This is a genomic window from Pseudomonas sp. MBLB4136 (assembly GCF_051904765.1).
GTDB lineage: Bacteria > Pseudomonadota > Gammaproteobacteria > Pseudomonadales > Pseudomonadaceae > Aquipseudomonas.
Genome location: NZ_CP196713.1, coordinates 4,664,146 through 4,687,962 on the forward strand (window position 1 = coordinate 4,664,146; position 23,817 = coordinate 4,687,962).

The window sequence follows — 23,817 nt, forward strand, 5'->3', positions numbered from 1 at the left end:
CTTATTTCACCTGCAGTTCATCAATCTTCGCCGTGGCCAGTTTCAGATAGCTCGGGCTAATCCCAGCGGATATCTGTTGGGCATAGGAAAACCAGCTGTAGGCAAATTGCGCGTGCTGCAAGGCAAGCTGCTTATCGCTGTTCGCCGCATGCAGGTGACACTCGCCGGCGGTAATGGCCATGCTGCTGCTGATCAGTTCCTTATCAATTTCATTGGTAAGGCAGAGGTGTTCGACTTGCTCTTGATTTGCTGAGGCGTAACCCACGAGGGACGCCGTGATGACGGCCACGAGGCCGAAAGGCCAGATTCTGCTCATGTCGATCGCTCCAAAATTTGACTTGCGGTGCGCTTGGTTTCATCATGAAACCATAAAGATCCTAGGTTCTGTAATAGAACCGGTCAAGGCATTTTTGTGCCTTGTAAAATTCCTTATATTTTTTAGGTAGTTAGGTGATTTTCCATGGAGCGAGTGAGCTTTGAGGGGCGGAATTGTTCGCTGGCAAGGTCGCTGGATGTGCTGGGCGACTGGTGGAATGTGCTGATCGTCAGGGAGGCGCTATGGGGCACCTGCAAGTTCGATGACTTCCAGCGCAACCTGGGCATGTCCAAGAGCATCCTATCCAAGCGCCTCAAGCTGCTGCTCGAGCATGAGGTTCTACGCAAAGACAACCGGGGCGGCAGCGTCGACTATTCCCTCACCGATAAAGGACGGGAAATCAACGCGATAATCGTCAGCATGCTGCAGTGGGGGGACCGCTGGTATCCACACGCCGAGGGGCCGCCAGTGGTGCTCGTCAACAAGAGGACCAGGTCACCGCTGTCTCCAGTCAAGTTCTATGACCAGGACGGCGAAGAAGTGGGCGTGAGCGACATCGGCATCTGCGCCGGCCCGGGCGCGGATGCAGAAACGCGGGAAAGAGTGCGGCAAATACACCAGAAACACGCACTTTGATAAAAACCTCTCAGGGCGATTGCCGCGAGTACACGCCGACTCGACGCGAGCGGCGACTGATCCCACCAAGGACGCAAGGCGCCCGGCCGCTCTGGTTTGGAGGCGGCTCATGGCGCGACCCCGGCGGCGTTTCGCTTCGCTGAATCGCCGGGAGTGAGCGCACGAGGACTGGTTTGCCCGAGCGCACCTTGTAACGCCGCAGCGTGAGCGAACTCTAGTCCTCTACCGGTGGCCAGTAGCCTGATCCACCGGCCAAACCAGTCCACTCGAGGATCACTTCATGAATACCAAGACCACCGCCACCGGCGCCGCCCTGGCTTTCGCCGCCGCTACTTTGTTCGCCGGTCTGACCAGCACCGTCGCCGTGGCCGAAGAGGCACAGATTCATTGCTACGGCGTCAATGCCTGCAAGGGCCAGAACGACTGCAAGACCGCCAGCAACGCCTGCAAGGGCCAGGGTTCGTGCAAGGGCCAGGGCTTCAAGACCATGACCCTGGCCGAGTGCAACCTTGCCAAGGGCCGCGTAGGCGAGTGAGTGATGGGGCCGGCCGGGCGGCCGGCCCTTTTGCTCCGCACCACAGCCGCAAGGCCGATGAGCAACTAGGCTGTCTGAACGTTCTGCGCGGAGAGCCTGTAATGGGATTGCTGAGTTTCCTGGGGCGGGCCATGGGGCAGCCTGGCAACCCGGTGCCAGATGGCGAGGCCCGGGCGCAAGTGCTGGCCAGCCTGCTGGCGATGGCCTGGGTGGTGGAGGCCCGCGACCCCTATACCGGCGGGCACTTGTGGCGGGTGTCGCGGTTTGCCGAGCTGCTGGCGCGTCAGGCCGGCCTGGCCGAGGCCGAGACCGCGCGGGTCAGCCTCGGCGGCTTTCTTCATGACCTCGGTAAGATCGGGATTCCCGATGCGATCTTGAACAAGCGCGCGCGACTCAGCGAGGAGGAGTACGCGGTGATCAAGACCCACCCGGAGGTCGGCTTCCGCATGCTGCACGGCCACCCCTTGGCCGGGCTGGTCAGCGACGCGGTACGCCTGCACCACGAAACCCCGGATGGCCGTGGCTACCCGCTCGGCCTCAAGGGCAACGAGATTCCGCCGATGGCGCGCATCGTCGGCATTGGCGACGCCTTCGACGCCATGACCAGCAGCCGCCCCTATCGGGTCGGCATGCCGGTGGAACAGGCCCTGGGCATCATCGAGGCGAACCTTGGCCGGCAGTTCGACGCCGAACTGGGCGCCCGTTTCGTCCAGTTGGGCCGCGCCGGTGCGCTCGATCACATAGTCGGGCACAGCGACCTGGGCATTCCCCTGCAGACCTGCATCATGTGCGGACCGACCCTGGTCCAGCGCCGCGGGCAGCAGGCCGGCGAACACCTGTATTGCCGTTCCTGCGGCGGCGAGTATCGCCTCGAGGTCGGCGCCGATGAGCGCCTGCAGGCCAAGCCGACCGGTGCCCAGGGCGGCCCGGCCGAGCTCGCGCCGGTGGCCGACGAGCAATTGATCGGCGAGCTGGTGCAGGCTACAGCCCGGCAGGTGCTGAGCCTGGACTCCGGCGCGCCGTCTCGATAATTCCGTCGCCGGTTTGTAACGGTGCCGAGCGCGCCGACTCTAAAAAATGTCGGCCCGGATCCCGTCGTACCGGGCCGAGCTATCCCACCACCGGAGGATCACCAGCATGTCCATCAAGACCACCGCCGCCGGCGCCGCCCTGGCGCTCGCCGCCGCCGGCCTGTTCGCCAGTCTGCCGACCCTGGTCATGGCCGAGGAGGCCATGGTCAACTGCTACGGTGTCAACGCCTGCAAGGGCCAGAACGACTGCAAGACCGCCAACAACGCGTGCAAGGGCCAAGGTTCGTGCAAGGGACAGGGTTTCAAGAGCATGACCCTGGCCGAGTGCACCCAGGCCGGTGGTACAGTCGGCGAGTGAATGGGATAGGGCGGCCCCGGCCGGGTCGCCCGGATCCTGCCAGCAAAGGAGTTCGGCATGTCCACTGATGCAGCTTGCCTGGGCTTCGGCCTGGGTCTGCGCCCCCCCTATTACCAGCAGATCGTCGAGCAGCGTCCGCCGGTCGACTGGTTCGAGATCGTCACCGAGAATTTCCTGGTCGAGGGTGGCAAGCCGCTCTATTACCTGGACGCCATCGGCGAGCACTACCCGCTGGTCATGCACGGCGTATCGCTGTCGATCGGCGGCCCCCACCCGCTGGATCGTGACTACCTGCAACGCCTCAAGCAGCTGGCGCAGCGGGTCAATCCCGCCTGGATCTCCGATCACCTGTGCTGGAGCCGTGGCAGCGCCCACCAGCTGCATGACCTGCTGCCGCTGCCCTTTACCGAGGAGAGCCTGCAGCACGTCGCCGCGCGGGTGCGCCAGGTGCAGGACGTGATCGAACGGCCGCTGGTGCTGGAGAACGTCTCCAGCTACCTGCGCAGCGCCGACGACCAGTTCAGCGAATGGCAGTTCCTCGCCGCGCTGAGCGAGCTGAGCGGCTGCGAACTGCTGCTCGACGTCAACAACGTCTACGTCAGCGCGCGTAACCATGGTTTCGAGCCCTGGGACTTCATCAGCGGCCTGCCGCCGCAGCGCATTCGCCAGCTGCACCTGGCCGGGCACAGCGACTATGGCAGCTACCTGATCGACACCCATGACCAGCCGGTGGCCGACCCGGTCTGGCAGTTGTACCAGCGCGCCCTGCGCCATCTCGGGCCGGTCGCGACCCTGCTCGAGCGCGACGATCACTACCCACCGCTGGCGGAGTTGCTCGACGAACTGGGCAAGGCCCGCGTCGTCGCCGCCGAGGCCCTGGAGGCTGCGCCGTTATGCGACTGAACGACTGGCAGCGGGAAATCGAGGGCTACCTGCTCGGCGCCGATCCCAGGCCCGGCCCGGCCTTGCGCGCCAGCCTGCGTGGCAGTCCGGCGTTGGACGCCGAGCAAGGCCTGGCGATCTATCACAACGCCTATCGGGCCCGCCTGCTCGAAGCCCTGCGCGGGGACTACGGCGCCCTGCACGGCTGGCTCGGCGACGAGGAATTCGACGCCCTGGCCCAGGCCTACATAGACCGTCATCCCTCCCGGCACTTCAGCCTGCGCTGGCTGGGCGAGCGCCTGGGCGAGTTTATCGACGGCCACCTGGTGCCGGAGCAGGCCGCGCCGCTCGGCGAACTGGCGCGCCTGGAGTGGGCCTTCACCCTGGCCTTCGATGCGCCGGCAGGCGAGCCCCTGACCCTGGAGCAGATGGCCGGGCTGGCGCCCGAGGACTGGCCCGCCCTGCAGGTGCGCCTGCTGCCCAGCGTGCAATGGCGGGTCTGTCGCTTCAACAGCCTGGCGATCTGGCGCGCGCACAAGGAGCAGGCCGATTTCCCCGGCAGCCTGGAGTTGCCCCAGGCCCAGGTCTGCCTGATCTGGCGGCACGGCCTGATCAGCCACTACCGCAGCCTCGGCCCGGCCGAGGAGGCCGCCCTGCAGGGCATGGCGATCGAGGGCTGGAGCTTCGCCGAACTCTGCGAGCAGCTCGGCGAGTTCGGCGACAACGCGCCCCTGCAGGCCGCCAGCTGGCTGCGTCAGTGGCTGCAGGACGGGCTGCTGCGGCGGCATGGCCGATAGCCAGCTTTTGGGGAACCGATGGCCTGACTGGGCAGTCTTCTGAACTACTCTTTCCAGTGATCTGGAGAGGAGGAAGGTGTCCATGCTCGCCTATCTGCCGGCAACCCTGCGTGACCTGCAACTGCCCTTGCGCCTGCGCCTGTGGGACGGCAAGCAGATCGATCTGGGCCCCGAGCCACGGGTCACCCTGGTGGTCAAGGACCCGAGCCTGGTGACGCAGCTGGCCCATCCGAGCCTGGACGCCCTGGGTGGCGCCTACGTCGAGGGGCGCATCGACCTGGAAGGGCCGATCAGCGAGGTAATCGCCGTCGGCGATGCCCTCAGCCAGGCGCTGATCGGCGATGAGGCATCGGCCGAGCCGGAGTTCCAGCCCCACGACAAGGACACCGATGCCGCAGCGATCAGCTACCACTACGACCTGTCCAACGACTTCTACGGGCTCTGGCTGGACCGCGAACTGGTCTACTCCTGCGCCTATTTCGAGACCGGCACCGAAGACATCCACCAGGCGCAACAGGCCAAGTTGCGCCACCTGTGTCGCAAGCTGCGCCTGCGCCCGGGCGAGCGGCTGCTGGATGTCGGCTGCGGCTGGGGCGGCCTGGCGCGCTTCGCCGCCCGCGAGTTCGGCGTCGAGGTGTACGGCATCACCCTCAGCAAGGCGCAGCTGGAGCTGGCCCGCCAGCGGGTCGAGGCCGAGGGCCTGGGCAAGCAGGTGCAACTGGAACTGCTGGACTACCGCGACCTGCCCCAGGACGGCCGTTTCGACAAGGTGGTCAGCGTCGGCATGTTCGAACACGTCGGCCACGCCAACCTGGCGCTCTATTGCCAGCGCCTGTTCGGCGCGGTGAAGAGTGGCGGCCTGGTGATGAACCACGGCATCACGTCCCGCTACACCGACGGCCGGCCGGTGGCCCGCGGTGGCGGCGAGTTCATCGACCGCTACGTGTTCCCCGAGGGCGAACTGCCGCACCTGGCCACCATGACCGCGCGGATCAGCGAGGCGGGCCTGGAGGTGGTCGATGTGGAGAGCCTGCGCCTGCACTATGCGCGCACCCTGGATCACTGGAGCGCACGCCTGGAGGCGCAGTTGGACCAGGCGGCGCGGCTGGTGCCGGAACAGGCGCTGCGTATCTGGCGCCTGTACCTGGCCGGTTGCGCCTATGGCTTCGCCCACGGCTGGATGAACCTGCACCAGATCCTCGCGGTCAAGCCGCACGCCGATGGCAGTCACGATTTGCCCTGGACCCGCGCCGACCTGTATCGCTGACAGGTCGGGTTGTTGCCGGTCGCCGCCGGGGCCAGGTCTGGCTGGCGGCGAAAGCAACGGGTGCAGTACGGGCCCATGGCCCTGCACCGCTGCCGTGCGCTTTGCCTTACCATGCCGGCATTGCCCCGAACCGAGCCGTGCATGCCCGCCTTCCTCCTGCGTTATCGCGTCGTCCTGATCGTTGCGCTGATCCTCCTCGGCCTGTCCGCCAGCATCTGGCTGGCCGGGCGCTATGCCGAGCGGCGCGCCTGGGAGGAGCGCAGCGGCGAGGCCCGCGGCCAGCTGCAGCTGTATGCCCAGTCGATCCACACCCTGGTCGAGCGTTTCCGCTCGGTGCCCGAGGTGCTGGCCCTGGACAGCGACATCAAGTCGCTGCTGCGCGCGCCGAGCGACCGCCTGTTGCGCGGGCGTCTCAATCAGCGCCTGGAGCAGCTCAACGCCGCCGCCGGCTCCAACGTGCTGTACCTGCTCGACCAGCGCGGCGACACCCTGGCGGCGAGCAACTGGCGCGACTGGACCAGTTTCGTCGGCAACAACTACGCCTTTCGCCCCTATTTCCAGGATGCCCTGCGCCAGTCGGCCGGGCGCTATTTCGCGGTCGGCGTGACCACCGGGATTCCCGGCTATTTCCTCTCCCACGTGGTACGCGACGACGATGGCGGAGTGCTCGGGGTGCTGGTGGTCAAGCTGGAGCTGGAGGAGCTGCAGCGCGAGTGGGCCGCCCAGCCCGGGGTGCTGCTGGTCGCCGACAGCTATGGGGTGGTGATCCTCAGCAATCGTCCGGCCTGGCGCTTCCGTGCCCTGCAGGCCTTGAGCGATCAGGACCGAGCGGAGCTGGTGGAGGTGCGCAAGTACGCCGAGCAGGCGCTCCAGCCCTTGCCCAGCGAGCTGCGCCGGACGATCGACGCCGCCGCCGAGTGGCGCCGGGTGAGCGGGCCGGAGGGGCCTCGCGACTACCTCTGGCAGAGCCTGACGCTGGCCGAGGATGAGTGGACCCTGCACCTGCTGGTCGAGCCGCAGACCCTGGTCGACAGCGTGCGTAGCTATCGCCTGGCCGCCGCCGGGGTGTGGATGACCCTGGCCTTCCTCCTGCTCTATCTCGCCCAGCGCCGCAAGAACCAGCGTCTGCAGGCGGGCATCCGCGAGCGCCTGGAGCGCGAGGTGACGCTGCGCACCGCGGAGCTGCGCGAAGCCCAGGAAGGTCTGGTGCACGCGGCGAAGATGGCCGCCCTGGGGCAGATGTCGGCGGCCATGGCCCATGAGATTAACCAGCCGCTGACCGCCATGCAGATGCAGCTGGGCAGCCTGCGCCTGTTGCTCGACAGCGGCCGCCAGGCCGATGTGCGCGAGGGCCTGCAGCGCATCGACGGCCTGCTGCAGCGCATGGCCGGGCTCACCGGCCACCTGAAGACCTTCGCCCGCAAGAGCCCGGCCGGCCTCAGCGAGCGCCTGCGTCTGAGCGAGGTGCTCGAGCAGGCCCTGCAGCTGCTGGCGCCGCGTCTGCGTAACGAAGGCGTGGAGCTGCGCCGCGAGATCGACGCCAGCGTGCAGGTGCTGGGCGACGCCATCCGCCTCGAGCAGGTGCTGCTCAACCTGCTGCACAACGCCCTGGACGCCATGGCCGGTGTCGACAAGCGGGTGCTCAGCCTGGCGCTGCAGCGTGATGGCGAGCACTGCCTGTTGCGGGTCGCCGACAGCGGCGGTGGCATTGCCAGCGAGCACCTGGGCCATGTGTTCGAGCCGTTCTTCACCACCAAGCCGGTGGGCCAGGGCCTGGGCCTGGGGCTGGCGGTGTCCTATGGCATCGTCCGCGAACTGGGCGGCAGCCTGGAGGCGGCGAACCACGCCGAGGGCGCGCTGTTCACCCTGCGCCTGCCGCTGGCCCCCGCGCCTTAGCCGGGCCTTTGCGGCTGCGAGGCAACCGGCCTGCGCGATACACTGGAACCATGGACTGAGGAGGCGTGATGAGCGGTCAGGTAATAGTGGTCGATGACGAGGCGGCGATCCGCGAGGCGGTGCAGCAGTGGCTGGAGCTGTCCGGCTTTCGCGTGCAGAGCTGCGCCAGCGCGGAGCAGGCCCTGGCCCTGGTCGACCGCGACTTTCCCGGGGTGCTGGTCAGCGATGTGCGCATGCCCGGCAGCGACGGCCTGCAGCTGCTCGACAAGCTGGTGGCGCTGGACCGCGACCTGCCGGTGATCCTGGTCACCGGCCACGGCGATGTGCCGATGGCGGTGCAGGCCCTGCGCAACGGTGCCTACGATTTCATCGAGAAACCCTTTACCCCCGAGCGCCTGCTCGACAGCGTGCGCCGCGCCCTGGACAAGCGTCGCCTGGTCTGCGAGAACCGCCAGCTGCGCCAGCAGTTCGCCTTCAAGGACAGCATCGAGGGACAGTTGCTCGGCATGTCCAAGCCGATGGAAAACCTGCGCCGGCAGATTCTCGAGCTGGCCGCCACCTCGGTCAACATCCTCATTCGCGGCGATACCGGCAGCGGCAAGGAGCGGGTCGCCCGCTGCCTGCACGACTTCAGCGCGCGCGCCGGCAAGCCCTTCGTCGCCCTCAACTGCGCGGCCATTCCGGAGAACCTGTTCGAGAGCGAGCTGTTCGGCCACGAGAGTGGTGCCTTCACCGGCGCCCAGGGCAAGCGCATCGGCCGCATCGAGCATGCCGACGGCGGCACGTTGTTCCTCGACGAGATCGAGAGCCTGCCGCTGGCCCAGCAGGTCAAGCTGCTGCGCGTGCTGCAGGAGAAGACCCTGGAGCGCCTCGGCTCGAACAAGAGCATCCGCGTCGATTTGCGGGTGATCAGCGCGGTCAAGCCGGACCTGATGGACGAGGTGCGCGCGGGGCGGTTTCGCGAGGACCTGTACTACCGGCTGAACGTGGCGACCCTGCGCATCCCGCCGCTGCGCGAGCGGCGCGAGGACATCCCCCTGCTGTTCGAGCACTTCGCCCGCCAGGCGGCGCTGCGCAACGGCCGCGAGGCACCGGCGCTGGCGCCGGGCGAGCTGGCCAAGCTGCTCGGCCACGACTGGCCGGGCAACGTGCGCGAGCTGATCAACGCCGCCGAGCGCCACGCCCTGGGCCTCAGCACGGCGGAGGCGGAGGGCGGGGCGCAGTCCCTGGCCGAGCAGATGGAGGCCTTCGAGGCCCAGTGCCTGCACAACGCGCTGTTGCGCTGTCAGGGCAATATCACCCAGGTCATGGCCCTGCTGCAGCTGCCGCGGCGCACCCTCAACGAGAAGATGCAACGACACGGCCTGCAGCGCAGCAGCTATCGGCCAGCCGGCAGCCCCGACGACGAATAGGCAATTTTCCGCCTATTATCGGTTATGAATGGGCGGAAAGTTGCTTGTCTATCCCGCGTTGTTTGGGCTTGACCCCTCTATTACGGGGCTTTCCTGCCCTGGCACGCTACCTGCTATAGCTCTTGTCAGCCACGCGCCTCTGCAAGCGCGGGCGACCATAAGAAAGACAAGAGGTCAGCCAATGAACCGCCACTGCCGCTCCGCGAGCCTGTCTCGTCCCGCTGTTCCGCGCCTCCTCTTGTGCACCAGGCCCAGGCCCGGTGTCGGCGATTGCCGCTTTCGCGAAATCCGCTAGTCCCCGGACGGGCCCCGAAGCTGCGGCGGACGGGCATCGTCTACAGTGAAAACTCTGCACAAGTCATAACAACGACGGAGATTCTTCCATGCGATTGACCAAGCGTTTCAGCCTGTTCGCCGCTGCTGCGGCCCTGACTGCCAGCACCGCGGTGCTCGCCGCACCGACCTTCATCAACATCCTCACTGGCGGCACCAGCGGTGTGTACTACCCGATCGGCGTCGGCCTGTCGCAGCTGTACAGCAACGGCATCGAAGGCGCCAAGACCTCGGTGCAGGCGACCAAGGCCTCGGTGGAGAACCTCAACCTGCTGCAGCAAGGGCGTGGCGAGCTGGCCCTGGCCCTGGGCGACTCGGTCGCCGACGCCTGGACAGGTGTGGAGGACGCCGGCTTCAAGACGCCGCTGAAGAAGCTGCGGGCAATCGCCGCCACCTACCCGAACTACATCCAGATCGTCGCCAGCCAGGAGTCGGGCATCACCAGCCTGGAAGACCTCAAGGGCAAGCGCATCTCCGTCGGCGCGCCGAAGTCCGGCACCGAGCTGAACGCCCGCGCCATCTTCGAGGCCGCCGGCCTGAGCTATGAGGACATGGGCAAGGTCGAGTTCCTGCCCTACGCCGAGTCGGTCGAGCTGATCAAGAACCGCCAGCTGGATGCCACCCTGCAGTCCTCGGGCCTGGGCATGGCGGCGATCCGCGACCTGGCCGCGACCCTGCCGATCACCTTCGTCGCCATCCCGGGCGAAGTGACCGCGAAGATCGGCAACGCCGCCTACCAGGCCGCCGCCATTCCCGCCGGCACCTATGACGGCCAGGACGACGATGTCCCGACAGTGGCTATCACCAACATCCTGGTCAGCCACGAGGGCGTGTCCGACGAGGTTGCCTACCAGATGACCAAGCTGATGTTCGACAACCTCGAGCGCCTGGGCACCGCCCACTCCGCGGCCCAGGACATCAAGCTGGAAACTGCGGCGAAGAACCTGCCGATCCCGCTGCACCCGGGTGCCGAGCGCTTCTACAAGGAAGTCGGCGCGCTGTAAGCCACACCGGCGAACGAACGGTCGCCCTGGCGGCGGCCGTCCGTTCGCCCGCTGGTTCTCCACAGAGACGCTAGTAAAACCAGCGTGGCGGCCCGTTTCGCCGGCGGCCGCTTAGGCAGCTGCCGAGCGGCGGCGCGCCGCGTCCACGGCAGGTTTTGCTAGCGACTCTTCCGCTTTATCGATGTTGTATTGAGGGCGTGACCTCCATGAGTGAACACAACCAAGGCCTTGCTGCGCGTCCGGGCGACTGGCCGAAGGCGCTTTTTTACGTGGCGTTGCTGTTCTCCAGCTTCCAGATCATCACTGCCGCCTTCCACCCGGTATCCAGCCAGATCCTGCGCGCGGTGCACGTGGGCTTCCTGCTGCTGGTGGTGTTTCTCAGCTTTCCCGCCGATGGCAAGGACAAGCCCTGGCAACCCCTGGCCTGGCTGCTCGGCCTGGCCGGCATGGCCACCGCGGGCTATCAATGGTACTTCGAGGCCGATCTGATCCAGCGCTCCGGCGACCTGACCGACATGGACATGGTCATCGGCCTGACGCTGACGGTGCTGGTGTTCGAGGCGGCGCGCCGGGTGATGGGCATCGCCCTGCCGCTTATCTGCGGCCTGTTCCTCGCCTACGGCCTGTTCGGCCAGTACCTGCCGGGCGACCTGGCGCACCGCGGCTACGGCCTGGACCAGATCGTCAACCAGCTGTCCTTCGGCACCGAGGGCTTCTATGGCACCCCGACCTATGTGTCGGCCACCTACATCTTCCTGTTCATCCTGTTCGGCGCCTTCCTCGAGCAGGCCGGGATGATCAAGCTGTTCACCGACTTCGCCATGGGCCTGTTCGGCCACAAGCTCGGCGGCCCGGCCAAGGTCTCGGTGGTGTCGTCGGCGCTGATGGGCACCATCACCGGCTCCGGCGTGGCCAACGTGGTCACCACCGGCCAGTTCACCATTCCGCTGATGAAGCGTTTCGGCTACCGCGCGGCCTTCGCCGGCGGCGTCGAGGCCACCTCGAGCATGGGCAGCCAGATCATGCCGCCGATCATGGGCGCGGTGGCGTTCATCATGGCCGAGACCATCAACGTGCCATTCTTCGAGGTGGCCAAGGCCGCCCTGGTGCCGGCGCTGCTGTACTTCGGCTCGGTGTTCTGGATGGTTCACCTGGAGGCCAAGCGGGCCAACCTGCAGGGCCTGCCGAAAGCCGAGTGCCCCGATCCCTGGGCGGCGGTCAAGGCGCGCTGGTTCCTGCTGATCCCGCTGTTCATCCTGATCTACCTGCTGTTCACCGGGCGCACCCCGCTGTTCTCCGGGATGGTCGGCCTGTCGCTGACCGCCATCGTCATCCTCGGCTCGGCGATCATCCTGCGGGTGTCCTCGTTCGGCCTGCGCATGGCCTTCTGGATCGCCCTGGGCCTGCTCTGTGCCGGCTTCTTCCAGCTCGGCATCGGCGTGGTGTTCGCCGTGGTCGCGTTGCTGGTGGCGGTCTGCTGGTTCATCAAGGGCGGCCGCGACACCCTGGTCATCTGCCTGCACGCGCTGGTCGAAGGCGCACGCCATGCGGTGCCGGTGGGTATCGCCTGCGCCCTGGTGGGGGTGATCATCGGCGTGGTGTCGCTGACCGGGGTGGCCTCGACCTTCGCCGGCTATATCCTGGCCATCGGCCAGGACAACCTGTTCCTCTCGCTGATCCTCACCATGCTCACCTGCCTGGTGCTGGGCATGGGCATCCCGACCATCCCCAACTACATCATCACCAGCTCGATCGCCGCGCCGGCCCTGCTGGAGCTGGGCGTGCCGCTGATCGTCTCGCACATGTTCGTCTTCTACTTCGGCATCATGGCCGACCTCACCCCGCCGGTGGCCCTGGCCTGCTTCGCCGCCGCGCCGATTGCCAAGGAGAAGGGCCTGAAGATCAGCCTGTGGGCCATCCGCATCGCCATCGCCGGCTTCGTCGTGCCGTTCATGGCGGTCTACGACCCGGCGCTGATGCTGCAAGGCAGCGGCGGCTGGCTGGCGACCCTGTACATCCTGTTCAAGGCGGCCGTGGCGATCGGCCTGTGGGGCGCGGTGTTCACCGGCTTCCTGCAGTGCAAGATGCCCTGGTGGGAGCGCGCGCTGGGCTTCGCCGCCGGTGCCAGCCTGATCCTCGCCACGCCGATGAGCGATGAGATCGGCTTCGCCCTGGCCGTGCTGTTCCTCGCCGTGCATTTCTGGCGCGGTCGCCGCGTCCAGGCGGCCGCCGCGTGATCGGGCTGTGCATGGGCTTGGCCGGGGCGATCTGGGCCGAACTGCCGGTTCCGGCGTTCACCCTGGCCTGGCGGCACAGCATCGAGAAGATTCGCTGGGAAGAGGATTACCGCGTCGCCGCCGAGGGCTTGTTGCTCGGCGAGGCGCGGGTCAAGGGTTCGGGCGCCGGCATGGAGATTCCTGCCGATGCCGAACTGCATGAGGGCAGCTGGCACTACCGCCGCCAGTTACCGCCCCTGCAACCGCTGCGCCTGGGGCGAACCCCCGAGGCAGGGGATTACCAACTGTGTTTCGACCAGCGTTGTCACCCAATGAGTGACTGGCTCGGCCCGCCACAAGCGAGCCAGCCGGCGTTGGAACTCTGGAGCTGTGAGCTCGGCTCCCCCTTGTCCCCGATGGACAAGGGCCAGGGCAACGGCTGAGGCCGCGCCCGCTCCCCGCGCCACAAGCGCGGGCTGCTGCAAGAGGAGAACCCCCAGTTGGCCTGGCCACTGGGGGTTTTGTTCGTCTGCAGCTTGCTGAACGGCCCTGCCGGGGTGCTCAATCGATCTCGTACTTGGCCTTGAGCCGTTGCACCAGCTGCGGCTGCTGCTGCAGGAAGCGGTCGAAGGCGGCGATCACCTCCGGGTGCAGGCGGCTGGACAGGTAATAGTCGCCGTCGACATGGGGCAGTCCGGGGTCGAACCGCAATGCGTCCTCCGCCAGGCCGGCGGCGCGCAGCGCCAGGCGCGCTACCCGTGGATTGAGGTAGATCGCATCGACCCGGCCGCTGGCCGCCATGCGCAGCAGCGAGTCGATGTGATTGCTCTGCGTCAGGCTCATGTGCCCGCCTTCGATGTCCGCCAGGTACGGCCAGGGGGTGAAACCCAGCTGGGTGCCGAGCCGGCGTATCCGCGCCTTGCCCAGGCCGACGTGGGCGGACAGCACCATCACGCCGTCGGTATAAGGCGCCACGGCCTGGCTGTAGTGGACCCGGTGGCCCTGCTTCTGCCGGGATTTCCAGTGCGGGTGATCGGGGAACTTGAAGTCCAGTTTGCCGGCCAGGTAGTCGCCGAGCAGGCGCTTGACCGGCAGCGCCACGTAGGTGAACTGGTGGCCCTGGTCGGCGGCGAAGGCGTCCAGCAGTTCGCGGGCGTAGCCCCGGTACTGGCCGTCTTCGACGGTGAAGTAGGGCAGGTAGGGCTGGCGCTCGACGCCCACGCGGTATTGTTCGGCATGCAGCGCAGTGGCGCCGGCCAACAGACTGAAGCAGAAGATGACCGGCAGGCGGAAGTTCATCGGCAGCGACTCGTTGAGACTCCGTAATGCAAAGCTCGCGACTCAGCACTAACCATAGCCAGTGACGCCGGCCTTCGGGTTTTTTCTGTCGGCCTAGAGTATCGGCGAGATCAGCCGCGCCACGCGCATGGCCAGGCGCTGCAGGTGGCGCACCTTGTGGCGGTCGGCCCGGACCAGCTCGCGCGAGCGGGAGAAATCCGCCTCGAGCATCTGCGCGACCTGGCTGGCGAAGGCGTCGTCGACGGTGAGCAGGGTGATCTCGAAGTTCAGGCGGAACGAGCGGTTGTCCAGGTTGGCGCTGCCGATGGCGCAGGCGCCCTGGTCGATCAGCATGACCTTCTGGTGGAGGAACCCTGGCAGGTAGCGGAACACCCGGACCCCGGCGCGCAGCGCCTCGAAGGCGTACAGGCTGGAGGCGGCATAGACCACCCGGTGGTCGGGGCGCGCCGGCAACAGGATGCGCACGTCGACGCCGCGCAGCACGGCCAGGCGCAGGGCGCTGAACAGGGCCTCGTCGGGCACGAAGTAGGGGCTGGTGATCCAGATCCGTTCGCGCGCGGCGTGGATCGCCTCGACGAACAGCAGCGAGCCGGTTTCCTGGGGGTCGGCCGGGCCGCTGGTGATCAGCTGGCAGAGCATGCCGCTGCTCGGGTAGGCCTCGGGCAGCAGCAGTGGCGGAATCTGCCGGGTGGCCCAGAACCAGTCCTCGGCGAAGGACTCCTGCAGGCAGGCGACTACCGGGCCGCGCACCTCGACGTGGGTATCGCGCCAGGGAGCCAGTGGTGGCTTGCATCCAAGGTATTCGTCGCCGACATTGAGGCCGCCGAGAAAGCCGCGCTCGCCGTCCACCACCACCACCTTGCGGTGATTGCGGAAGTTCAGCTGAAAGCGGTTGAACAGCCCGCCGCGGGTGGGGAAGGCATGGATCTGCACGCCGGCGCTGCGCAGGCTGTCGATGTAGTGGCGGGGCAGGGCGTGGCTGCCGATGCCGTCATACAGGATGTACACCCGCACCCCGGCGTGCGCGCGCTCCAGCAATCGCTCATGCAGGCGCCGGCCGAGGGCGTCGTCGCGGACGATGAAGAACTGCAGGAGGATCACCTGGCGGGCCTCGGCCAGGGCGGCGAAGATCGCCGTGAAGGTCGCCTCGCCGTCGATCAGCAGCTGCACCTGGTTGTTCGCCAGGCAGGGCATTGAGCCCAGGCGCGGCAGCGCACGCAGGCGGCGGAAGGCCTTGGAGGCGCGGGCGGTGATGGCCTCCTCGACCCAGGGCCGCCAGTTCAGCACGGCGATGGCGCTGTGCATCTCCTGGTCGGCCAGGCGCCGGGCCTTGATATAGGCATCGAAGCGGCTGCGGCCGAACACCAGATAGGGCAGCAGGGTCAGGTAGGGCATGAAGAACAGCGATACCGCCCAGGCGATGGCCCCCTGGGCGGTGCGCACGGTGAACACCGCGTGGATCGCAGCCAGTACGCCGAGCGTATGGATCGCGGCGAGCAGATAGGTTAGCAGGTGGGGGATGCCAAGGTCCGTGAGCATGCGCATTCCTGTGCGGCAGAAGCCGCGGTAAAGCAGGCCAGTCACAGCGTGCAGTGTCGCATCAACCGGGGGCCAGGCGGCAAGATCTGACGCCTGCGCCTAGGGGCGTGCCGCGTTCGGACCGGCAGGGTGTCGGCTGGGCTGTTACGCTTATGGGCAGCCGAGCTGAAAATCGGTCGAAACGTGCAGGGCGCAGGTCAGTGTTTGCGTCTATCTGCGAGTCAAACAAAAAAGGAGCACGTCACATGGCAAAAGATCCTGCGCAGGGTAAAGCCCCGCCAGCAGAGAGCCTGGATAGCATTCCAGCCCCGACCGGGGCGGCGAACCTGATCGACACCGACTATGTCATCGGCCAGGACAACATCAAGGGTCGCTTCCTCTTCAACCTGGACATCCATGGCAAGGTGTTCACCATCTCGGCGCTGCTCAGCGTGCTGTTCGTGGTCCTGACCCTGGCCCTGCAGAGCGAGGTCGAGCCGCTGTTCACCGCCCTGCGCAACTGGCTGACCAGCAACCTGGCCTGGTTCTTCCTCGGTTCGGCGAACATCTTCGTGCTGCTGTGCGTCGGCCTGATCCTCTCGCCGCTGGGCCGGGTGCGCCTGGGTGGCAAGGAAGCCACCCCGGACTACTCCTACAGTGGCTGGTTCGCCATGTTGTTCGCCGCCGGCATGGGCATCGGCCTGATGTTCTATGGCGTGGCCGAGCCGATGTCGCACTACGGCTCGGCCCTGGGCGGTGTCAGCGTCGGCGAGGACGGTGTCCGCACCGACTGGGCGCCCCTGGGTGCCGCGGCCGGCGATGAGCAGGCCGCCGCCAGCCTGAGCATGGCCGCCACCATCTTCCACTGGGGCCTGCATCCCTGGGCGATCTACGCCATCGTCGCCTTGTCGCTGGCCCTGTTCTCCTTCAACAAGGGCCTGCCGCTGAGCATCCGTTCGATCTTCTATCCGCTGCTCGGCGAGCGGGTCTGGGGCTGGCCGGGGCACCTCATCGACATTCTGGCCGTGCTGGCCACGCTGTTCGGTCTGGCCACCTCCCTCGGCATCGGCGCGCAGCAGGCATCGGCCGGGCTGGAGTATCTGTTCGGCATCCAGTCCAACGACACCAGCATGGTGTTGCTGGTGGTGGGTATCACCGCGATCGCCCTGGTCTCGGTGATGGCCGGCCTGGACAAGGGGGTCAAGCGCCTGTCGGAAATCAACATGGTGCTGGCGGCGCTGCTGCTGCTGTTCATCATCGTGGTCGGTCCGACCCTGGCGATCCTCACCGGCTTCTTCAGCAACCTGGGCAGCTACCTGGTCAACCTGCCAGCCCTGTCCAACCCGATCGGCCGCGAAGACGCCAACTTCAGCCAGGGCTGGACCGCCTTCTACTGGGCCTGGTGGATCAGCTGGTCGCCGTTCGTTGGCATGTTCATCGCCCGCGTCAGTCGCGGCCGCAGCGTGCGCGAATTCCTCATCGCGGTGCTGCTGGTGCCTTCGCTGGTGTCGGTGCTGTGGATGACCGCCTTCGGCGGCACGGCGCTCAGCCAGCTGCTCGGTGACGGCTTCACCGGGGTGCAGGACGCGGCGCTGGAGCTGAAGATGTTCGCCATGTTCGGCGAGCTGCCGCTGACCGAGATCAGCTCCTTCGTCGGTATCGTCCTGGTGATCGTGTTCTTCGTCACCTCGTCGGACTCCGGCTCCCTGGTGATCGATACCATCACAGCCGGCGGCAAGGTCAATGCGCCGGTGCCGCAGCGCGCCTTCTGGGCGATTCTGGAGGGTGTGGTGGCCATCGCCCTGCTGCTCGGCGGTGGCCTGGTGGCCCTGCAGGCGATGGCGGTCTCCGCCGGATTCCCCTTCACCATCGTGCTGCTGGTCGGCTGTATCTCCATCGTCAAGGGACTGATGTCCGAGCCGCGCTAAGCGCGTCGTTCAGACCGGCTGTAGTGAAGAAGGCGTGCCCGTTCGCGGGCACGCCTTTTTTCATTGCCAGAGTTCGCCGACCGCGATGCGCTCTGCATCCATTCGCGCCACCTGGGCCTGCAGCAGCTCGGCGGTGGCCAGGGCATCGGTCAGCGCATGGTGCGCCTGGTACAGCGGCAGGCCGTAGCGCAGGCGGCTGTCGGCCAGACGGATCGACACGGGCTTGCGGCCCATCATCCGGTCCAGCCAGCCGGGCCGATGCTTGCCGCGGTGCAGCCGGGCCTCCAGCTGCATGGTGTCGATCAGCGGAAAATGCAGGCCTTCGCCGACCAGCTGGCGCATGGCCTGATCGAGAAAGCCGCGTTCGATAGGTTGGTAGTGCACCACCATCACCTTGCCGGCCATGACGGCCAGCAGTTCGTCGAACACGCTGGCCAGCGGCGGTGCGTCGCGGATGTCCGAATGGGTGATGTGATGGAAGGTCACCGACTGGCTGCTCAGCTCGCACGCCGGCTTGACCACCCAGTAGCGCGCCTGGCCGCAGCGGATGCGCCGCAGGTTGAACGGCACCAGGCCGAGGCTGACAATCGAATCGCGCTGGCTGTCCAGGCCGGTGGTTTCCACGTCCAGGGCCAGCAGAGGTACATCTTCCAGCGGCGTATCCGCGCTTACGGTGCCTGCCTTATAGAAGCGCGATAGCCGTTCATCACGGGTTTTGGCCGCGAGTTCGCCGAGGATGTTCTGCCAGTCGGGGATGCTCGATTTGCCGTCCCTGAGCAGGGTGCCTGGCAGGCTCACAGTGGCCGCCCCGATTCCTGTCCCGGATAGCGGAAGCGCAGGAACTTCTGCGCATTGCTCAGCACCTGGAAGGCCGACTTGAGGCTGTGCCGGTCGGCGGCGGAGATGTGCTCCGGCTCGATGTAGTTGTCCGGCTCGCGGCCTTCCTGAATGTCCATGGCCTGGTGGCGAATGCGCACGATGGAGAGAAACTCCAGGGCATAGCGCAGCTGGGTGATGGCCTCTTCGGTCAGCAGCTTGGTTTCCCCGATGGCATCCAGACGTTCCAACGAGTTCTGCGCCTTGGAGCCGCAGGCCAGGGCATGCACGCGGATCAGGTCGGTCAACGGCGCGGTGCCGCGGCCCTTGAGGTTGATGATGTTGTTCTGCTGGCCGTCCTTTTCCATCACGAAGGTGCGGAAGAAACCCAGCGGCGGCGTGCGGTTGAGGGCGTTGCGCGCCAGGCTGGCGAGGAACAGCGGGTTGTTGCTGGCCTTCTCCGCCAGCAGCGTCTTCAGGCTTTCGGCCAGCGCGGCCTCGCCAAAAACGCTGTCCAGGTCGAAGAAGATGCAGGCATTGAGCAGGGTTTCCGGGTTGGGGCGTTCGATCCACTGGGTGAAATAGCCCTTCCACACCCGCAGCGGCTGACGCCATTTCGGGTTGGTGGCCATGATCCCGCCCTTGCAATAGCTGTGGCCGCAGGCCGCCAGGCCGTCGCTGACGAAGGTCGCCAGCTTGAGGAAATACTCGTCGTGCACCCGCGGGTCGAAGCGGTTGTCCAGCACCAGGGCGTTGTCCTGGTCGGTGACGATCAGCTGCTCATCCCGGGCCATCGAGCCCAGCGCCAGGAAGCAATAGGGCACCGGAGGCGGGCCGAACTCCTGCTCGGCCAGTTCCAGCAGGCGCTGGGTCAGGCTGCGGCCGATGCCGGACATGGCGCTGCCGATCATATGGGCGTTGGCCTGCTCGTTGACCAGGCGCAGGAAGGTTGCGCGCAGATCCGGCAGCAGTCCCTGCAGCTCCGCCACCGACTGCCGGTTGAAGATGTTGTTGACCAGGTACAGGCTGCTCTGGGATTCGTAGCGGATGATGTCGGAGAGGTTGATCACCCCGACCGGTCGCTGGCGGTGCACCACCGGCAGGTGATGGATGTTGTTGCGCAGCATGCACAGCATCGCCTCGAACACCGAATCCTCGGCCTGGATGGTGATCGGGTCGGGTGACATCACCTGGTCCACCGGCGTGTCCAGGGCCAGGCCCTCGGCCAGTACCCGGGTGCGCAGGTCGCGGTCGGTGGTGATGCCGGCCATGACCTGGGGCGGGCCGCTGTCGCCGGCGGCCTTGGTGCCGAAGATCACCAGGGAGGAGACGCCGTGCTCTGTCATCATCCGCGCGGCGTCCTGCACCGAGGTGCCCAGGGGCACGCTGACGGTGCGCCGGGTGATCAGTTTGCGCACCTCCGTACTCATCAGCTCGGTGGCGTTGCCCTGGGGCGCCTCGCGCGGCTTCAGGCGTGACACGCCCTCGGCTTCGACGAAGTCGGCGAAGGCGTCATTGGCCTCGCAGAGCTGTTCGAACATGGCGCCGGGGATGAAGTAGATCAGGCTGTCTTCGATGGCGCGGGCCGGCAGGCGCACCTTGTGCCCGCGCAGCAGGCCGAACTGGCCGAACACTTCGCCCTCGGCCAGGCGGTTGTACAGTTCGCCGTTGCGCCGGTAGATCTCCACCGCGCCGCTGCGGATGTAGTGCAGATCCTCGATCGGCGCACCGTAGCTGAGGATGTCGCTGCCGGCCTTGAAGTAGCCGACCTCCACCTGGCGGGCGATCTCGTCGAGGGTTTCCTCCGGCAGCGCATCGAAGGGCGCATGGCGGCTCAGGTGGTCGCGGATATCGATCAGTTCGACCTGCATGTCGTCCTCATGGCGGTGGCCTGCGGGTACGGATTGATGGCCGATTAACGGATCGACCCGCGGGGCGCGTCTGTGGGTGTCTCCTGGCGCGGTTTTCCGGTGGCCGGGGGCACCAGCCTATCGCAGAACGCCGGACCCTGCGCGCGTCTCAGGCCTGGGAGCGACAAGAGTGGCGCATCGCCAGCAGTTCCACGTGAAACCCACCCGGATGCTGAGGTCGCTGAGTGCTGGATCGGACTGCCGTGCGTCGTGAGCGTGGGTTGATCACGGCGCAAGCCTAGGCTGCACGCATTGTCAGTCGATAACGTCTCATTCAAGATAATGTTATGTTATAACTTTTGTTTCTTCGTTGGCCGATTCGCTGTGCGGGTCGTTCGTCATCGTCACTGAACAGGAGTCCCCGCTATGCCTCAACGGCTACCCGTAACCGTGCTGTCCGGCTTTCTCGGTGCCGGCAAGAGCACCCTGCTCAACCATGTGTTGAGGAACCGCGAGGGGCTCAAGGTCGCGGTGATCGTCAACGATATGAGTGAGATCAATATCGATGGCCGCGAGGTCCAGCGCGATGTCAGCCTGAGCCGCGCCGAGGAGCGGCTGGTGGAGATGAGCAACGGCTGCATCTGCTGCACGTTGCGTGAAGACCTGCTCGAGGAAGTCGCGCGGCTGGCGGCTGAGGGACGCTTCGACTATCTGCTGATCGAATCCACCGGCATCTCCGAGCCCTTGCCGGTGGCCGAGACCTTCATCTTCCGCGACGAGCAGGGTCGCAGCCTGGCCGACCAGGCGCGTCTGGACACCCTGGTCACCGTGGTCGACGGGATGAATTTTCTGCGCGACTACCATGAGGCCGAAGACCTGGCCAGCCGTGGCGAAACCCTCGGCGAGGAGGACCAGCGTTCGATCACCGACCTGCTGATCGAGCAGGTGGAGTTCGCCGATGTCATCCTGATCAGCAAGATCGACCTGATCAGCCAGGCCGAACGTGAAGAGCTGACGGCCATCCTGCGCAGCCTCAATGCCCATGCCGAGGTGCATGCGATGAGCATGGGCGCGGTGCCCTTGGACAAGGTCCTCAACACCGGGCGCTTCGATTTCGAGCGCGCGGCCCAGGCGCCTGGCTGGCTCAAGGAACTGCGCGGCGAGCACGTGCCGGAAAGCCAGGAGTACGGCATCGTCTCCAGCGCCTACCGTGCGCGTCGTCCGTTCCACCCGCAGCGCTTCTTCGACTTCATCGGCCGCGAGTGGAGCAATGGCCGGCTGTTGCGCTCCAAGGGCTTCTTCTGGCTGGCCAGCAAGCCGCGCGAGGCCGGCAGCTGGTCCCAGGCCGGCGGCCTGATGCGCCACGGTTTTGCCGGGCGCTGGTGGCGCTTCGTGCCGAAAAGCCAGTGGCCGGAGGATGAACAGGGGCTGCAGGCGATCATGCAGAACTGGCAGGCGGATGTCGGCGATTGTCGCCAGGAGCTGGTGTTCATCGGCCAGCACATCGACTTCGCCCGGCTGCATGCCGAGCTGGACGCCTGCCTGCTCGACGACACGGAAATGGCCCAGGGCGAGCAGGCCTGGACCAGCCTAGCGGACCCCTTCGGTCCCTGGGTCGAGGAGGACGCCGCCTGATGCATGCGCTCCTGTATCGACAGCCGCCCACCCAGATGCTCGGCGAGCAGCTGGAGGTGCTCACCGAAGTGCTGCGCGACGAGGTCAACCTGGCGATCTGGCAGCGTCGCCTGCCGGCGCAGATCGCCGACTTCGCCGGCCTGCTGCTGGCCCAGGGGCATGCCCTGGGGCAGACCTTGGTCCTCGACCTGGCGACCAGCGAGAGCCAGCCCGAGCTGACCGGCCTGCTTGCCGAGTACAGCGACCTGCCGGGCCAGGCCGCCTGTCTGGCCGATATTGCCTGGCTGGTCGGCGCCTTCGCCTGCCTGTTCGATGCCAGGCGCATCGGCCTGCGCCTGCGTGCGCTGGATCGGGCGATGTGCCCGCGCTTTCACGTCGACCATGTGCCCGTACGGCTGATTACCAGCTATGCGGGGCCGGGCAGTCAGTGGCTGGCGGAAGGGGCAATGCTGCGCCAGCGGCTGGGCGATCCCAACGCGGAGCCGCAGGACCCGGCGCTGATCAACGGCAGCCAGGCCGGGCATGTGCTGTTGGCCAAGGGCGAGAAATGGTCGGGTAACGAGGGCCGTGGCCTGATCCACCGCTCGCCGCAGCCGCTCGGTGGCGAGCGTCGGCTGCTGCTGACCCTGGACTGGCTGGCGTAGTCGGGCCGGCCTTTAGCGGGCCATCCATACGCCCTTGTTCTGCCCTTCGCAGAAGGGCTTGAGGTAGGTGGCGTCGCTGCTCACGCCGTAGTAGTGGATATCCTGCTGGTAGGGGGTGCCGCCGACCCTGGCGTTGCGGCAGACGCCGAAGGCGCCCATTGGGCACTGCTCGACGAAGGCCACTTCGACCTTCTGCCCCTTGAGCTGGGGCTGGCAGAAGCCGTTGCGAAACAGCTGCGGCGGGATGCTGCGGTTCTGCTGGCAAACCTTGACGTCCAGGCGCTCGGCCTGGCTGTGGATGACGCAGGCCTCGCCCCAGGCCAGGGTGGACAGGGCGCAGAGGCTCAGCAGCGCTAGACGACGCATCGAATGAACTCCCGGTGAAGATGCCGGCGACTCTAGCACGACGTCTTTTGCGCGTCTGCGCAGCACGCCGGGGCTTCTCCTCCCGGCCCTTTGACCGCACCATAGGCCCATGCTGAAGCACATCCCCACGCACCTGATCGGCGGCCCCCTGGGGGCCGGCAAGACCAGCCTGATTCGCCAGCTGCTGGCGCAGCGGCCGGCCCATGAACGCTGGGCGGTGCTGATCAATGAATTCGGCCAGATCGGCCTGGATGCCGCCCTGCTGGAAACCGACGCCCTGGGCGTGGCCCTCGGCGAGGTGGCCGGCGGCTGCCTGTGCTGCGTCAACGGCGTGCCCTTCCAGGTCGGCCTGGGGCGCCTGCTGCGCAAGGCCCGGCCGCAGCGCCTGCTGATCGAGCCCTCCGGCCTCGGCCATCCGGTGCAACTCCTCGAACAACTGCGCCAGCCGCCCTGGGCCGGCGTCCTGGCCGTGCAGCCGCCGGTGCTGGTGCTGGACGCAGCGGCGCTGGCCGCCGGTCAGGCCCTGGCGGACAGCCAGCAGGCGGCGCTGGCCAGTACCGGGCTGTTGCTGCTGAACAAGGCCGAGGGCCTGGACGAGGCGGCCAGGGCGCGGGTGCTCGCCGGGCTACCCGCTTGCGCGTTGCACTGGACCAGCCAGGCGGCGCTGGACCTGGCGCAGTTGCCCGGATATGCCCGCGAGGTGTCGGATGGCGGCGATCTGGCGGGATTGCCGGAAGCGTCTGCGCCGCTGCCCCGCATCTGGCGCACGCCTGCCGAGCCGATCTGCCAGGTCCAGGCGCTGCCCGAGGGTTGGAGTATCGGCTGGTCCTGGCACCCGAGCCAGCGCTTCGCTCAGCGCGCCGTGCAACAGTGGCTGGCGACCCTGTCCTGGCGCCGCGCCAAGCTGGTGCTGCACAGCGACGCCGGCTGGTGCTCGGCCAACGCCCTGGACGGTCAGCCGCTGCGCTGGCAGGCCAGCGCCTGGCGCAAGGACTCGCGCCTGGAGCTGATCTTCGCCGCGGCCCAGGACGCCGACGCGCTGCGTCAGGCCATGGCCGCCTGCAGGCGCTAGTGTCCC

22 protein-coding genes are annotated in these 23,817 nt (G+C 66.9%); 16 read left to right on the plus strand and 6 right to left on the minus strand.

Annotation, left to right across the window (positions count from 1 at the left end):
- Nucleotide 1: 1 nt before the first annotated feature.
- Complete coding sequence (locus tag ACSX1D_RS21360) at nucleotides 2-316, minus strand: hypothetical protein (RefSeq protein WP_439860343.1); 315 nt, start codon at nucleotides 314-316, stop codon at nucleotides 2-4.
- 144 nt (nucleotides 317-460) lie between these two features.
- On the opposite strand from ACSX1D_RS21360, the gene ACSX1D_RS21365 reads away from it, so the two are divergent.
- The 12 genes from ACSX1D_RS21365 (at nucleotide 461) to ACSX1D_RS21420 (ending at nucleotide 13,126) form a co-directional block, all read left to right on the plus strand.
- On the plus strand, nucleotides 461-952 hold the full coding sequence (locus ACSX1D_RS21365; RefSeq protein WP_439860344.1) for a winged helix-turn-helix transcriptional regulator: 492 nt from the start codon (nucleotides 461-463) through the stop codon (nucleotides 950-952).
- Nucleotides 953-1,232: 280 nt separating this feature from the next.
- On the plus strand, nucleotides 1,233-1,487 hold the full coding sequence (gene bufA2, locus ACSX1D_RS21370; RefSeq protein WP_439860345.1) for a BufA2 family periplasmic bufferin-type metallophore: 255 nt from the start codon (nucleotides 1,233-1,235) through the stop codon (nucleotides 1,485-1,487).
- A 101-nt stretch (nucleotides 1,488-1,588) separates the two neighbouring features.
- On the plus strand, nucleotides 1,589-2,518 hold the full coding sequence (locus ACSX1D_RS21375) for an HD-GYP domain-containing protein (RefSeq protein ID WP_439860346.1): 930 nt from the start codon (nucleotides 1,589-1,591) through the stop codon (nucleotides 2,516-2,518).
- Nucleotides 2,519-2,624: 106 nt separating this feature from the next.
- Nucleotides 2,625-2,876 (plus strand): BufA2 family periplasmic bufferin-type metallophore, encoded by a 252-nt coding sequence (gene bufA2 / locus ACSX1D_RS21380; protein WP_439860347.1) that lies wholly within the window; start codon nucleotides 2,625-2,627, stop codon nucleotides 2,874-2,876.
- Nucleotides 2,877-2,933: 57 nt separating this feature from the next.
- A complete protein-coding gene (bufB, locus tag ACSX1D_RS21385; protein WP_439860348.1) occupies nucleotides 2,934-3,779 on the plus strand; it encodes an MNIO family bufferin maturase in 846 nt (281 codons plus the stop codon).
- On the plus strand, nucleotides 3,770-4,555 hold the full coding sequence (locus ACSX1D_RS21390) for an HvfC/BufC family peptide modification chaperone (protein WP_439860349.1): 786 nt from the start codon (nucleotides 3,770-3,772) through the stop codon (nucleotides 4,553-4,555). Before bufB ends, ACSX1D_RS21390 begins: the two co-directional genes overlap by 10 nt.
- 82 nt (nucleotides 4,556-4,637) lie before the next feature.
- Complete coding sequence (gene cfaB, locus ACSX1D_RS21395; protein WP_439860350.1) at nucleotides 4,638-5,822, plus strand: C17 cyclopropane fatty acid synthase CfaB; 1,185 nt, start codon at nucleotides 4,638-4,640, stop codon at nucleotides 5,820-5,822.
- A 141-nt stretch (nucleotides 5,823-5,963) separates the two neighbouring features.
- Nucleotides 5,964-7,718: a sensor histidine kinase gene (locus tag ACSX1D_RS21400; protein WP_439860351.1), complete on the plus strand. Its 1,755-nt coding sequence runs from the start codon at nucleotides 5,964-5,966 to the stop codon at nucleotides 7,716-7,718.
- Nucleotides 7,719-7,786: 68 nt separating this feature from the next.
- Nucleotides 7,787-9,130, plus strand: a complete 1,344-nt coding sequence (locus tag ACSX1D_RS21405) for a sigma-54-dependent transcriptional regulator (RefSeq protein ID WP_208707692.1) — start codon at nucleotides 7,787-7,789, stop codon at nucleotides 9,128-9,130.
- Nucleotides 9,131-9,513: 383 nt separating this feature from the next.
- On the plus strand, nucleotides 9,514-10,467 hold the full coding sequence (locus ACSX1D_RS21410; RefSeq protein WP_439860352.1) for a TAXI family TRAP transporter solute-binding subunit: 954 nt from the start codon (nucleotides 9,514-9,516) through the stop codon (nucleotides 10,465-10,467).
- A 206-nt stretch (nucleotides 10,468-10,673) separates the two neighbouring features.
- On the plus strand, nucleotides 10,674-12,704 hold the full coding sequence (locus ACSX1D_RS21415) for a TRAP transporter permease (RefSeq protein WP_439860353.1): 2,031 nt from the start codon (nucleotides 10,674-10,676) through the stop codon (nucleotides 12,702-12,704).
- Nucleotides 12,701-13,126, plus strand: coding sequence for a DUF1850 domain-containing protein (locus tag ACSX1D_RS21420; RefSeq protein WP_439860354.1), 426 nt, complete (start codon nucleotides 12,701-12,703; stop codon nucleotides 13,124-13,126). Before ACSX1D_RS21415 ends, ACSX1D_RS21420 begins: the two co-directional genes overlap by 4 nt.
- 118 nt (nucleotides 13,127-13,244) lie before the next feature.
- Here the strand turns inward: ACSX1D_RS21420 and ACSX1D_RS21425 are convergent, their stop codons facing one another.
- Nucleotides 13,245-13,982 carry a substrate-binding periplasmic protein gene (locus tag ACSX1D_RS21425; protein WP_439860355.1) on the minus strand — a complete coding sequence of 246 codons (738 nt, stop codon included), beginning with the start codon at nucleotides 13,980-13,982 and terminating at the stop codon, nucleotides 13,245-13,247.
- 93 nt (nucleotides 13,983-14,075) lie between these two features.
- The gene (cls, locus tag ACSX1D_RS21430) at nucleotides 14,076-15,521 is read right to left on the minus strand and encodes a cardiolipin synthase (RefSeq protein WP_439860356.1); all 1,446 of its coding nucleotides are present in this window, start codon (nucleotides 15,519-15,521) and stop codon (nucleotides 14,076-14,078) included.
- Nucleotides 15,522-15,766: 245 nt separating this feature from the next.
- On the opposite strand from cls, the gene ACSX1D_RS21435 reads away from it, so the two are divergent.
- A complete protein-coding gene (locus tag ACSX1D_RS21435) occupies nucleotides 15,767-17,428 on the plus strand; it encodes a BCCT family transporter (protein ID WP_439860357.1) in 1,662 nt (553 codons plus the stop codon).
- Nucleotides 17,429-17,488: 60 nt separating this feature from the next.
- On the opposite strand, the gene ACSX1D_RS21440 is transcribed toward ACSX1D_RS21435, so the two are convergent.
- Nucleotides 17,489-18,226, minus strand: a complete 738-nt coding sequence (locus ACSX1D_RS21440) for a 3'-5' exonuclease (RefSeq protein ID WP_439860358.1) — start codon at nucleotides 18,224-18,226, stop codon at nucleotides 17,489-17,491.
- Nucleotides 18,223-20,115: a DUF294 nucleotidyltransferase-like domain-containing protein gene (locus tag ACSX1D_RS21445; RefSeq protein ID WP_439860359.1), complete on the minus strand. Its 1,893-nt coding sequence runs from the start codon at nucleotides 20,113-20,115 to the stop codon at nucleotides 18,223-18,225. Before ACSX1D_RS21445 ends, ACSX1D_RS21440 begins: the two co-directional genes overlap by 4 nt.
- 405 nt (nucleotides 20,116-20,520) lie before the next feature.
- Here ACSX1D_RS21445 and zigA point away from each other — a divergent pair, with 405 nt between their 5' ends.
- The gene (gene zigA / locus ACSX1D_RS21450; protein WP_439860360.1) at nucleotides 20,521-21,729 is read left to right on the plus strand and encodes a zinc metallochaperone GTPase ZigA; all 1,209 of its coding nucleotides are present in this window, start codon (nucleotides 20,521-20,523) and stop codon (nucleotides 21,727-21,729) included.
- The gene (locus ACSX1D_RS21455; RefSeq protein ID WP_439860361.1) at nucleotides 21,729-22,373 is read left to right on the plus strand and encodes a DUF1826 domain-containing protein; all 645 of its coding nucleotides are present in this window, start codon (nucleotides 21,729-21,731) and stop codon (nucleotides 22,371-22,373) included. The genes zigA and ACSX1D_RS21455 overlap by 1 nt, the downstream gene beginning before the upstream one ends.
- Before the next feature lie 12 nt (nucleotides 22,374-22,385).
- Here ACSX1D_RS21455 and ACSX1D_RS21460 read toward each other — a convergent pair whose 3' ends face one another.
- The gene (locus ACSX1D_RS21460; protein WP_208707703.1) at nucleotides 22,386-22,739 is read right to left on the minus strand and encodes an NADH:ubiquinone oxidoreductase; all 354 of its coding nucleotides are present in this window, start codon (nucleotides 22,737-22,739) and stop codon (nucleotides 22,386-22,388) included.
- A 109-nt stretch (nucleotides 22,740-22,848) separates the two neighbouring features.
- On the opposite strand from ACSX1D_RS21460, the gene ACSX1D_RS21465 reads away from it, so the two are divergent.
- Nucleotides 22,849-23,811: a CobW family GTP-binding protein gene (locus tag ACSX1D_RS21465; RefSeq protein WP_439860362.1), complete on the plus strand. Its 963-nt coding sequence runs from the start codon at nucleotides 22,849-22,851 to the stop codon at nucleotides 23,809-23,811.
- Nucleotides 23,812-23,817 lie beyond the last annotated feature (6 nt).